Consider the following 13005-nt stretch of genomic DNA (forward strand, 5'->3'; position numbering starts at 1 on the left):
ATATACGAATGACCGAAAACCCCTACATCCCTAACTTATTTGAGCAAATCGCTACTGGGTCAACAGGCTCAGTAGAGTGCATTGGCATATCTTTTGAGAGTGAGCAAGCAAGGCGTACTTATTTCTTAGAAAAACTCCGAGAAAAGCTGCAAGAACCTGAGTTTCGCAACATTGAGGGATTTCCTCTGGGTGAAGATGAGGATATCTTGGCAATTTCTGATCCACCTTATTATACTGCTTGTCCCAATCCTTGGATTGCTGACTTTATCGAGCAATTCGGTAAAAATTACAACTTAGATACAGATAATTATCAGCGAGAACCTTTTACAGCAGATGTAAGCGAAGGTAAAACAGATGGTCTTTTTACAGCTCACAGTTACCACACAAAGGTTCCGCATAAGGCGATTGCCCGCTATATTCTCCACTATACTGAACCTGACGATATTGTTTTAGATGCTTTTGCTGGCTCTGGAATGACAGGTGTAGCTGCCCAAATGTGTGCTAAACCAGATCCAGATTTCAGATACAAAGTGGAAACTGAACGAAAAGCGGCAGATTTGCCAGCCCCTAAATGGGGTTCTCGTCGAGCCGTATTGAATGATTTAGGTGTAGCTGCTACTTTTATTGAGGCAAATTACAATCTGCCATTTAATGTCGAAGCTTTTGAGCGTGAAGCCCAGCGAATTTTAGATGAACTCAAGCAGGAAATCGGCTGGATGTATGAAACCCTGCACACAGATGGAAAAACAAAAGGTCAAATTAACTACACAGTGTGGAGTGAAGTTTTTGCTTGTCCTGAATGTGGGACAGAAATAGTTTTCTTAGAAGAAGCACTAGATAAAGAAACTAAGCGAGTCAGAGATACATTCCCTTGCCCTAATTGTTCTGCACAATTAACAAAAGATAATTTGCAAAGGTTGATGGAAACTTTCTTAGATCCAGCAACTAATGAACCTCATCAAAGAATTAAGTTTATACCAGTATTTGTTAACTATAGTATTAAAAAAGCTAAGTATGAAAAACAACTTGATGAACAAGATTTGGAAATTTTAAAGTTAATAGAACAACTTCCGTTACCAACAACAATACCTACCAACAATTTTCCAATTAAGCAGATGTATCATGGTTCGCGTTTAGCACCTAAAGGTTTTACACGCGTTCACCATTTGTTTATTCCTCGTGCAGCCCAAGCTTTAGGCACTTTATGGTCAAAAGTTGTTGCTATAGGAGATAGACGAATACGCAATATGCTTTTGTTTTTTATTGAGCAAGCAGTGCGCGGTATGTCCATCCTGAACCGCTACAAGCCAATTCAGTATGGAAAAATAGGTGGTTCACAAGTTGGATTAGACTTAAACGGGGTTTACTATGTGCCATCTATCTCAACAGAAGTTAGTCCTTGGTATCAGCTTGATGGAAAACTTCAGCGACTAGTAAAAGCCTTTTCTACCTTTCGTACAAATATTGACCAAGCTGTAATTACTACTGGTACTGCTGCTAAAGTCGGTCTGCCTAACAATTCAATAGACTACATTTTTACTGACCCTCCTTTTGGCGAAAATATTTATTATGCTGACCTTAACTTCTTTGTCGAGTCATGGCATCGCGTCCATACCGACGCACAACCAGAAGCTATCGTTGATAAAGCTAAGGGTAAAGGATTGCTAGATTACCAAAACTTAATGCAATCTTGTTTTGAAGAATACTGTCGTGTTCTCAAACCCGGTCGATGGATGACAGTAGTTTTTCATAATTCCCGTAACGCTGTATGGAATTCTATCCAAGAAGCAATGCTTTCAGCCGGATTTGTTGTAGCTGATGTCCGTACCTTGGATAAACAGCAAGGTTCCTACCGACAAGTTACCAGTACAGCTGTTAAGCAGGATCTCGTCATCTCAGCTTATAAACCCAACATTCGCTTAGAAGAACATTTCAAGTTAGAAGCTGGTACAGAAGAAGGTGCTTGGGAGTTTATAAGAAACCATTTAAAACAACTGCCAGTATTTATTTCTGAAAATGGTCAGTCTGAAATTATTGCCGAAAGACTAAATTATCTTTTATTTGACCGCATGGTTGCTTTTCATATTCAGCGAGGTGCAACAGTACCACTATCAGCATCAGAATTTTATCTTGGACTTGAGCAACGGTTTTCCAAACATGATGAGATGTATTTTTTGGAAGAACAAGGTGCTGAATATCAGAAAAAACGCTTGACTGTAAAAGAAGTTCTCCAGTTAGAACTTTTTATCACAGACGAATCAAGTGCGATTCTCTGGTTGAAGCAACAACTTACTAAAAAACCTCAGACACTTCAAGAAATGACCCCCAATTTCATGAAGGAAACACCAAGCTGGTCTAGGTATGAAAAATCCCTGGAATTACGTGATTTACTAACCGAAAATTTTCTTTGTTATGAAGGCGAAGAACTTATACCCGCACAAATTGTTTCATGGCTAAAACAATCTTCGATTTACCGTGAGAGAATCCAAAAAATTGAACAAAATTCACCATCAGAAGCAGGACTAAAGACAACAGATGCCATACTGATAGATGCTGCCAAAGATAGATGGTATGTTCCGAACCTCAATCAAGCTGTAGACAGAGAGAAATTCAGAGAGCGAACTTTGCTCAAGGAATTTGAAGAATATCGGCAGTTTAAACAAAAACAAATAAAAAAGTTTCGCCTTGAAGCAGTTCGTACTGGTTTCAAGAAAGCATGGCAAGAACGTAACTACCGCACAATTATTGAAGTAGCAGAAAAAATCCCTGAAAATATTCTTCAAGAAGACCCTAAACTACTAATGTGGTACGACCAAGCTTTGACTAGGGTAGGGGAAGATAATGTTTGAATATCTACTTGTAGAAGATTTAGGGGTATTGTCAAGAATAGAATGGCGAGAACACCAAAAGATTAACATCATTATTGGAGAGAATGATACAGGTAAAACTTATATTCTTAAAATGCTTTATTGCATTGCTAAGAGTGTGGAGGAGTATACTAAACGTTCTGAATCAGATAATAAAAGCTGGAAAGAAATTCTCTCAGAGAAAATTTTTTGGGTTTATCAACCAAGCAAGAAGAAACTTGGTGAACTTGTGCGAAAAAGTGGAAATCGTCTCAATGTTGAAACTAGGCTAAGAGGAGAATTCCCAAATGGAGACGAATATAGCTTTTCATTCGGTAAAGACACAAAAGCTACTATCACTAAATGTACAGATGAAGTATATAAAAAACTAGATTTAAATGCTTTATATCTACCTACAAAAGAAGTTCTTACGGCTTTGGATGCTATTGCAGCAGTAAATGAACAGCTAAAAATATTTGGCTTTGATCAAACTTATCAAGATTTAATACAAGCTCTCAGAATACCTACTTCTCTGAGAAAACTTGATAAACCTTTAGAAAATGTTTTAGCTGATTTACAAAAGCTGTTTCAAGGGGAATTGTCCATAGAAAGAAAAAGGTTCGTTTTCAAAAAAGGACGTGAAAAATATGAAATGTCTCAGGTAGCAGAAGGCATTAAAAAAATTAGTATAATCACTACATTAATTCGTAATAGAACAATTAATAAAGGCACAATTTTATTTATTGACGAGCCAGAAACTAACTTACATCCTCGTGCCATCATTGCTTTATGTAATATGCTGTATTCTCTCAGTCAGGTAGGTGTACAAATTTATATGGCTACCCATAGTTACTTTGTAATTAAACAGTTTGAAATTCTAGCACGCCAACATCAAGAGAGTATTCAGTTATGCTGTATTGAAAAATCCGAAGATATCATCACTATTAAATTTAATGATCTTAAAGAAGGAATGCCCGACAATCCCATCATAGATGCTTCTATACAGCTATATGAAGATGATGTAAAACTAGATTTGCAATCATAAGTATGCCAATTTATGACGAAAGTGGTTTGAGAATTACATTACCAGACGGTGAAAGTTTTCGTTTTCAACACTGCCCTACTTATACAATTTTAAATGGTCAAAACTTATCAGAAATAGATTTTGGTTGGTGGGATTCTACAAAAGATACGTTTTGGTTATTAGAACTTAAAGACTATTCTCACCTAACTCCATCTGAAAGGCTACCTGAACACCTTTTGAATAAGCTAATTAATAAAGTAACAGATAGTTTATTGATATTATCTTCTGTTTGGTCAGGTTCTCTTCAAGGTCAAAAAATTTGTGCTGATTTACCAACTTTCTGTCATTCTTTCCCAATTCAACCCAAAAAATTAAAAATTGTATTTGTTCTCAAAATAACTAGCGCACACTTGAAGCTAGAACTTAGTCCCCTCAAAACTCGTTTGCAAGACAAACTCAGAGGGAGATTACAGTTATTTGATATAAAAAATATTACATTAGTAGACCACGAAACTGCGATTAGAATGGGAATGGCAATTGTCAGCGTATAATTTTCGTGGCACTCAATCATGGAATAAACTTAAGTGAATGGTTGTGGAGTGAAGAACATCGCCAATTATGCAAAGTTATTGAAACCCAAACCCTTTGGGGTAATACCTTCCATCGCATCTGGCTACCCAACCAAGAAACAGTAGTTCGCGTTCGCGCAGACACACTAAAACCCCTATCCGTTGCAGGAATAACCACTCCAGCAGGTATTGCCTACATTGCCACATCTGCCCGCATTGCAGATGCACTGACTCAAGATGTACTCCTAGCACCAATTGAATCTGCTGTTATTCCCTTACCGCATCAAATCAAAGCATTATCAAAAGCAGTTTCCAGTAATAGCGTTCGCTACCTGCTAGCTGATGAGGTTGGACTGGGCAAAACCATAGAAGCTGGGCTAATTATGCGGGAACTGAAACTGCGGGGAATGGTGCGACGTATCCTGATAGTTGCCCCCAAAGGTTTAGTCAGCCAGTGGGTAAGCGAAATGCGGCTGCATTTTAACGAAGAATTTCAGCTTATCCTTCCTGAAGACATCAAAACTTTGCAGCGTCTGTATAGCAACCCAGAAAACCAAAATCCGTGGAATCTTTTTAACCAAGTAGTTTGTCCAATGGACTCAGTAAAACCAATGGATAAACGCCGTGGCTGGACAAAAGAACAACTAGCAGAATATAACCGCGATCGCTTTGAAGATTTAATCGCCGCAGCTTGGGATTTAGTCATAGTAGACGAAGCCCATCGTTTAGGCGGTAGTAGCGACCAAGTTGCCCGTTATAAACTCGGTCAAGGACTATCAGAAGCTGCACCTTACTTTCTAATGCTTTCTGCCACACCGCATCAAGGCAAAACCGATGCTTTTTATCGTCTCATTTCTCTGTTAGATCCTGTTGCCTTCCCCGATATCTCCAGCGTCACGCGGGAACGGGTACAACCTTACGTTATTCGTACCGAAAAACGCCGTGCCATAAACGCCCAAGGAGAACCTTTATTTAAACCAAGACAAACTCAGCTTATACCAGTTTCGTGGTCAGTAAAACATCGCCAGCACCGCCAACTTTACGAAGCAGTTACCGACTACGTGCGTGAAGGTTACAACCAAGCACTAAAACAGAAAAAAAGTTATGTTGGCTTTTTAATGATTTTAATGCAACGGTTAGTAACATCTTCCACCCATGCCATTCGCACCACTTTAGAAAGGCGGTTAGAAGTCCTGCGCGAACCAGAAGAACAACTAACCCTCTTCCCCATGTTTGCGGCGGAGGAATGGTCAGAAATGGACGGACAGGAACAGGTTGATTCACTCCTGACAACCCGACTCAAAGCATTTAAAAACGAAAAAGCCGAGGTGGAATTATTACTAGAAGCTGCCAAACTGACAGAAGCCGCAGGTGCAGACCCCAAGGCGGAAGAGTTACTAGACTGGATTTATCGCTTGCAACAGGAAGAAAGCGACCCTGACATCAAAGTTCTGATTTTTACTGAATTTGTCCCTACCCAAAAAATGCTGCGGGAATTTTTAACTCAGCGCGGTATCTCTGTAGTTTGTCTCAACGGTTCAATGGGGATGGAGGAACGCAAACAAGTTCAAGAAGCCTTTGCCAAAGATGTTCGCATTTTAATTTCCACTGATGCCGGTGGAGAAGGATTAAACTTACAGTTCTGCCATGTAGTCATTAATTACGATATTCCTTGGAACCCGATGCGATTAGAACAGCGCATTGGTAGGGTAGACCGAATTGGACAAACTTTCTCTGTCCGCGCTTTGAACTTCGTGTTTGAAGACACCGTAGAATATCGCGTCCGTGAGGTACTGGAAGAAAAGCTGGCAGTTATTCTTAGCGAATTTGGTGTAGACAAAACTGGCGATGTCCTGGATTCAGCACAAGCCGGACTGATATTTGACGACTTGTATATCGAAACCCTGATCAACCCAGAAACTTTAGATACCAAAGTCCAAGAAGTTGTTAGTCGAGTACAACAACAGCTAGTAGTAGCCAAAGAAAGTACAGCAATTTACCAAACAAACGAGGAACTAGATCCTACCGCCGCACAACAACTAATAGATCATCCCATTCCCCACTGGGTTGAACGAATGACCATCAATTATTTGCGATCGCATGGTGGCATAGCTGAAAAACAAGGTGACACTTGGAATTTAACTTTACCTACAGGTGAACAGTTAAAAAACACTGTGTTTAATGCAACACTAGCAACAGTCACAGCCAATGCCCAACACTTAACCTTAGAAGATTCTCAAATTCGAGGCATAGTTATGGCGAAACAAGTTTTCGCCGAAGGGCAACCCATCCCTTGTATTTCCATCCCAGGCTTACCAGGAGATGTCCAAGGATTTTGGTCACTGTGGCGAATTGCCATTTATACCGAAGATTGGAATCAGCAAAGGATGATGCCCTTATTTCTTAATGATGATGGGCGAGTTTTCTTACCTACAGCCCGTTATATTTGGGAACAATTATTAACAGAGGAAGTGGAGATTCAAAAACACCTCTGTGGAGAAGAAGCAACAAAAGCATTTGGCATAGTCTGGGAAACGGCATTAGTTCAAGGTAAGGGCATTTATGAAGAACTGCTACGAAAACATCACCAACAGCTTGAAAAAGAACGTGAAAAAAGTATGTATGCTTTTGCAGCAAGACGACGTGCAATAGAACGTATTGGACTGCCTCAAGTCAGAGATTACAGATTGGCACAGCTAACCCAAGAGGAAGAAACTTGGCGGGAAGCGATGCAGCAAAAATCTGAGGTAACACCAGAATTAATACCCTTGTTGCTAATGCGCGTGGAGAATTATTCGTGAACTGGCGTGACCAAATTTTAAAAGAATTTACCCCACAGGTGGCAACTCTGACGTTAGTTGCAGATCCAGACGGCTTGCTAACGGAACCAGAGATGCTGCAAACAATACAAGCACGAGGTTTTGAGATAGTCCATTTTGAGGATGCGATCGCTTTCCGTTACGTCTACGAATCCCAATATCGTCCCCAGCAACAACAAGGTGCAGCGTTAGATTTAGTAGTTGTTGTCAACAAGGATACACAAGAGTTACGCTTGCTGCCTTATGACTTAGTACAAACAGGACGGCAGCTTGCTTTCAGTATAGGCAATTTATTTCCCCATCTTAGCTACAGCGTAGTTAATTCCCTAGACCGCAGCGATTTTGATGCACTATATCAAGCACAGACACAACATAAGCCAGAACAATTAGGTGAGAATGCTACTAAGGATTTTATTCTGCGGTATGTTTACAACATTGATCCCGACTTAATCCAGCAAACATCTGATTTACTGCTAATTCTTTTGCGTTGGCACTATCGGGGACAACGACTACCAAAGATTTTATGCGATCGCTTCATTCAAACTCTACGCGATCGCCAATTATTTTCCACCTTACCCCTAGAAACAATCATTTGCGATCGTCAAGCCTTCTTTGCCTTTTTGCAGCAAGCCTGGCCAGAATTTGTTCGTCAGCACCTAGTAAAATCAAGCCAAGTTTCTGAAGCAACTGGTACTTACGCCACTGTAACTAAATTGCCTTTCGACAATCAAGATATTCGCATTTACATCAACCATCTTTTCTTAGAAGGTTATCTCCAGCCTATAGATGCTGACAAACTAAAAATAACAACCACAAGCTTGAAGTCAAATTCTTGGATAAAAGTAGGTTTGAGTTTTGACCCAAAAGCTTACCAACACAGACGCTTACAAGGTTTACTAGAATCTCTAGATGTATCCATTCCTCGCAGTGATGCCAAGCATCAAGAGTGGCTGAAGTTTGGTGAAGCTTGGGCAAAATTGATAGTTTTGTGGCATCAAGAGAAGATATCAGATTTTCATGAACACTTTCTTACCCTGCAAGAGAAGGTAGACAAAGCCTTTTTTAGCTGGATAAATTCGCGCTATGGCACACTTTACAATCAGCCACCAATTCCGCCTGTAATGTTACACCAAATTCCGCGTTTTCTAGCACGGTATTTGGAAGCATCAAAAACCAATAAAGTAGCCTTAGTAGTATTAGACGGTCTAGCTTTAGACCAGTGGTTAGTGCTGAAAGATGTGCTGCTTGCACAAAGTCCTCAGTTAAGCTTCCGCGACGAAACAGTATTTGCATGGCTACCTACAATCACTTCCGTTTCTAGGCAAGCAATATTTGCAGGGAAACCTCCAATTCTTTTTCCCAGTAGCCTAGAAACCACAGCTAAGGAAGAATCTCTCTGGAAACAATTTTGGACTGATCAAGGCTTAAATCTGGCTGAAGTTGCCTATGCTAAAGGTCTGGGCGAAGCAGATAGTGTTTCGTTGGTAGAACAGAAACTATCCCCCAGATTACGGGTAGTAGGTTTAGTGGTGGATAAAGTCGATAAAATCATGCATGGAATGCAACTTGGTACTGCGGGGATGCATAACCAAGTACGCCAATGGGCAGAACTTGGTTGGATGGCGAATTTGTTAGACCTTCTACTGGCACAAAAATTTAAAATTTTTCTGACATCTGACCACGGTAACATTGAGGCAACTGGTATCGGACAGCCCAGAGAAGGTGCGATCGCTGATTTACGTGGAGAAAGAGTAAGAATATACTCAGATTCTATTTTGAGGGCAAAAGTTAAAAGTGAATTCCCCAATGCAATTGAGTGGCCACTTTTAGGATTACCAGAAAAATACTTACCGCTTCTAGCACCAGGTCGCCAAGCTTTTATTCAAGAAGGGAAACAAATTGTTGCTCATGGTGGTATTTCTGTTGAAGAGTTAGTAGTACCATTTATTAGCGTTTCAGTTTAATCCAAATGAGCAGGCGGGTAGAAGTTGGTTTTAGTCAGCGTATTCAATTAAATTGGTTGGAACTCACAGCCAACCTTCTTTTAGCTGGTTCTACACGCTCAGAAATTCAAACAGCACTTGATGAATTTTTACAAGATAAGGTTTCAGTTGGCAGTGAAAGTAAATCTAGTGGTCGCAGAAAAACCATTTCGATACTTTTGAAAATCTGGGTTGGAGTACCAAAAAGCCTAGAACCGCTACGAGATGAGGCATTAGAACTTTTGAGAATCAGCCCACCTAATCAACATATAGTTATCCATTGGGGGATGACTATGGCTGTTTACCCATTTTTTGGGACTGTTGCAGAAAACGTTGGGCGTTTACTGAGATTACAAGGTTTATTTGCAGCAGCTTCGGTGCAAAGACGCATCAAAGAGCAATTAGGCGAACGAGAAACAGTATCACGAGCTACTAGACGTGTTCTACGCTGTTTTGTCAATTGGGGAGTCTTGCAAGATACTAATGAAAAAGGAATATATCAACCAGCATCAGTGCAATTAGTCGATAACAAGAGACTGGTAGGATGGCTAATAGAAGCAGTTTTAATTGCAAGTAATTCTAATTCCCAAGCTTTAGGTGTAATTAGCCAAACACCTGCATTATTTCCATTTATTGTCAGTTCCATCAACCTTAGAGATTTAGAGAAAAATCAAAGACTAGAATTTTTCTGTCAAGGTCTTGATGAAAATATGGTAATGCTGCGGCATTAGTGGCAGGACTGTCATGCAATAGGGAAGAACAAATTAGTCAACATCAACGCAGAAATGGCTAAAATTTGGGCGATCGCGATCGCTTACCTGAAATTTCTCTCCCAACGCTCATATCAAAGGGCGGCGCTGCACGGAATAATGAAGCCCAGCCACAGCCTGAGATTTCCTCTAAGAAAATTGGCAAGAGGCAAGGAAAGCGAAGCCTACGGCGGGCTGTTCGGTGACGCACCCCGACTATCGCCAAACCACCATCTATATAAATAAGCAGATTGAGAAAAAAATGAAAGCTGCATTCTTAGAGGATGGGATAGAAGATTTTTCCCAGTGGGTTGAGGAGCGGATCGAGGAATTCGCTCTTCTGACTAAAGATTATACTCGATTATTTAATTTGCTAAGACCTTTGCTTAGAAGTAATCACAGCCTAAAAATGTAAAACATAAACAACTTGCTAAAAACGTTATATGGTATTTACGATTTGCACAGCTTTTCTGAGGTAATGATTTTTCTAGAATTTTACTTGCAATACTGACAAAATCTCTTTGACTGGGGCTTTATCTGCTTCTAGCTTCTCTATTCTCTCTAATAGTCGTTTTGGGATATATTTGCACTTTTTAACCAGGCGATCGCCATCCTTCCAAAACTCATAGTGATACCAAGCTTGGGGATAATCTTTGCCGTGAAGGGTGATGGTTTTCCACTGAATGGAGCCACTACCTAATCCTTTGTGTCGTCTAGTTTTACTAGGGCTATTTTTACTGGGGGTTATCTCTGACTGCTCGACATCGTTACTAGAGTTATTTTTACTGGGGGATATCTTTGACTGTTCGACATCATTACTAGGGTTATTTTTACTGGGGGGTATTTCTGGCTGCTCAACATCTTTACTAGGGTTATTTTCGATATCCCCCAGTAATGTGTTTTTACTAGGGCTAGGCACAACACCCAGTAATGTCAAAATTTCTCTAATTGGGCGCTTCTTGAACTCTGCTTCTTGAATATCCCCAAGTATTTGCTTGGGAATGTACTTGGTCTTCTTTCTCCCTTTTTCCTGCCAATGATAATAAGCCTGGGGATAGTCCTTTCCACCCCTAGTAATGGTGCGCCAATGAATAGTGCCGTTACCCTCACCCCAATTTCTGCGCTTTTTACTAGGGTTGTCTTTACTGGGGGATATCTCTATTTCTGAAGAGTTTTTACTAGGGCTATTATCAATACCCCCCAGTAAAAGTTCCGATACAGGAGGCGGATGGTTTTGACAGCAGTTTGAGGACTCAAATATTTCCGGAGCGCAAATTCTGGATAATTCCATAGGACTTGTCAAAAAATACCGTTGCTGTGCCTGTTTCACCGTGCCGTGCTTTAGCCATGATTAGCTCTAATATTCCTTGGTCTGTAGTGTCTGGGTTGTAGTACTCATCTCGGTAAGCAAGAATAATATTGTCTGCCACCATTTCTAAAATTCCTGATTGGCTAAGGTCGCTCATCATTGGGCGCTTATTCTGTCTACCCTCAACTCCTCTAGAGATTTGCGACAGTGCTAGCACGGGTACATCCAATTCCCCCGCCATTTTGTAAAGTCCCCTGGCTACATCTCCTAGTTCATAACTCCGGTTGCCGCCTGAATCTTCTGCCATCATTTGTAGGTAATCAACGACAACTAACCCAAGTTTTCCCTCTTTAGCCTTAATTTGACGGCATTCTGATGCAATTTGTGAAACGGTGATGCCCCTTGAGTCATTCATGTACAGCGGTAGTTCTGAAGCAACACCGACGATTTTGGCAATGCTTGTAAATTCCCAGTCTGCTAGGGGTTTATTGCCTAAGCGATGTCTGCGGATGCGATCGCTTTTTAGTGGCGTTAACTCTAAATGCTTATAGGCGTTGGTAATACTAATTAAACTCCACAGCCTGTACTACAATTGAGTACTTTTTAGTTATAGCGGAGTTTGTCCTGGTTGATTTTTAAGTGTATATTGATCATCTTCCGTTTTCCAGATATTTCTTGGGCATCTAATATATAACCCTCAGCTTGCAGTTCTTTTATTGTCCGCCACAGAATTTGGTTGTTTCTAGACTGGTTACTGGCTAACAAATCTAGATTCTTAAATAGATATTGCCTAGAAATTACCAAATATTGTCCATCAGTTAATGTATCCCATTTCATGCGGTTAGCAAGATAAATCAGTAACTTCGTCTTATAGTCATACTTGGCATTACTTCCCTGCTTCTGCTTAATATCAATACTGTTGGAAAAGAGGACATAGTCTCCTGTCTGCTGTGGCCCATCAAAAAATTCCAGTGCCACCGTATAAGCATCTGCTAGTTCATAGGTGTAATCAGCAGCTTTAGCTAAATCAAAGTCTCGCGGTAAATTATCAATTTCATAATCTCGAATACGGAGAATACTTTTGACAATGACCTTTGCTCCCCTTGTATTGCCTTTTTTTAGAGATTGAGCAAACACCAGCTCAGTTCTATGGAGAGCAACCAAGTCTTGGTTAAGCTGCGACCTTGACCTGGCAGTAATAGTACCTTTTTGAGTACTGGCATACCCCAGACTCTTCAACAACTCATTAGCCCGAAAATAAACTAGAGGACCGTTACCCTGCTCTCGCGCTTTCTTGTACAGAAATAACACAATGGAAATTTGCCTTGGATTTAAAAATGTAAGCAATGCCACAAATAAGCGCTGAACGCGCCGGTCTTGAATCTTCTCGAGTCCTTTACTAATTCCTTCGTCTGTACAGGCTTTTATATCAACATCGGCATACTGTTCCTTTATTTCTTCCCACTGCTCTTCCGTAATATCTTCTAGTCGAACACGACGGGTAAGAGCAACTTCACTTTTGTCTTCAGGGTCAGCTTGAACTCGCATTTCCAAGAAATAGCCATCTGCATCCACTTGGAAAATAGGTAGTTGCACATCAGGGTTTCTAATTGTTGCTGCTGCTCTGGGCAATATCATGAGCAATTCTCCATCCACCGGGAAAAAAACGTCTTTTTCTTTCACATCTGCTCCCTAATATTTCTCTAC

General features: G+C 40.5%; 9 protein-coding genes and 1 pseudogene. 7 read left to right on the plus strand and 3 right to left on the minus strand.

The genetic code is table 11. The features are described 5' to 3' along the window. Window positions 1-8 precede the first annotated feature (8 nt). The 7 genes from ACYTXL_RS12410 to ACYTXL_RS12440 are packed head-to-tail and all read left to right on the plus strand — an operon-like array spanning window position 9 to window position 10235. The gene (locus ACYTXL_RS12410) at window positions 9-2849 is read left to right on the plus strand and encodes a DNA methyltransferase (protein ID WP_461925004.1); all 2841 of its coding nucleotides are present in this window, start codon (window positions 9-11) and stop codon (window positions 2847-2849) included. Beyond that, window positions 2842-3891 (plus strand): AAA family ATPase, encoded by a 1050-nt coding sequence (locus ACYTXL_RS12415; protein ID WP_461925005.1) that lies wholly within the window; start codon window positions 2842-2844, stop codon window positions 3889-3891. The genes ACYTXL_RS12410 and ACYTXL_RS12415 overlap by 8 nt, the downstream gene beginning before the upstream one ends. 2 nt (window positions 3892-3893) lie before the next feature. Continuing rightward, complete coding sequence (locus ACYTXL_RS12420) at window positions 3894-4421, plus strand: hypothetical protein (RefSeq protein WP_461925006.1); 528 nt, start codon at window positions 3894-3896, stop codon at window positions 4419-4421. Window positions 4422-4426: 5 nt separating this feature from the next. Next, complete coding sequence (locus tag ACYTXL_RS12425; RefSeq protein ID WP_461925007.1) at window positions 4427-7240, plus strand: DEAD/DEAH box helicase; 2814 nt, start codon at window positions 4427-4429, stop codon at window positions 7238-7240. Then, the gene (pglZ, locus tag ACYTXL_RS12430; protein ID WP_461925008.1) at window positions 7237-9222 is read left to right on the plus strand and encodes a BREX-3 system phosphatase PglZ; all 1986 of its coding nucleotides are present in this window, start codon (window positions 7237-7239) and stop codon (window positions 9220-9222) included. Before ACYTXL_RS12425 ends, pglZ begins: the two co-directional genes overlap by 4 nt. Window positions 9223-9227: 5 nt before the next feature. After that, entirely contained in the window at window positions 9228-9971 is a 744-nt protein-coding gene (locus ACYTXL_RS12435; RefSeq protein WP_461925009.1) for a hypothetical protein, read from the plus strand. A 54-nt stretch (window positions 9972-10025) separates the two neighbouring features. After that, window positions 10026-10235, plus strand: coding sequence for a hypothetical protein (locus ACYTXL_RS12440; protein WP_461925010.1), 210 nt, complete (start codon window positions 10026-10028; stop codon window positions 10233-10235). A 241-nt stretch (window positions 10236-10476) separates the two neighbouring features. Here ACYTXL_RS12440 and ACYTXL_RS12445 read toward each other — a convergent pair whose 3' ends face one another. From ACYTXL_RS12445 to ACYTXL_RS12455, 3 genes and pseudogenes are all read right to left on the minus strand, one after another. Then, window positions 10477-11280: a hypothetical protein gene (locus ACYTXL_RS12445; RefSeq protein WP_461925011.1), complete on the minus strand. Its 804-nt coding sequence runs from the start codon at window positions 11278-11280 to the stop codon at window positions 10477-10479. Next, window positions 11243-11884, minus strand: a pseudogene (locus ACYTXL_RS12450) (replicative DNA helicase); the annotation flags it as partial. The gene ACYTXL_RS12445 and the pseudogene ACYTXL_RS12450, both read right to left, overlap by 38 nt. 17 nt (window positions 11885-11901) lie before the next feature. Continuing rightward, window positions 11902-12981, minus strand: a complete 1080-nt coding sequence (locus ACYTXL_RS12455) for a hypothetical protein (protein ID WP_461925012.1) — start codon at window positions 12979-12981, stop codon at window positions 11902-11904. Window positions 12982-13005: the final 24 nt, after the last annotated feature.

Source organism: Nostoc sp., from assembly GCF_054880495.1.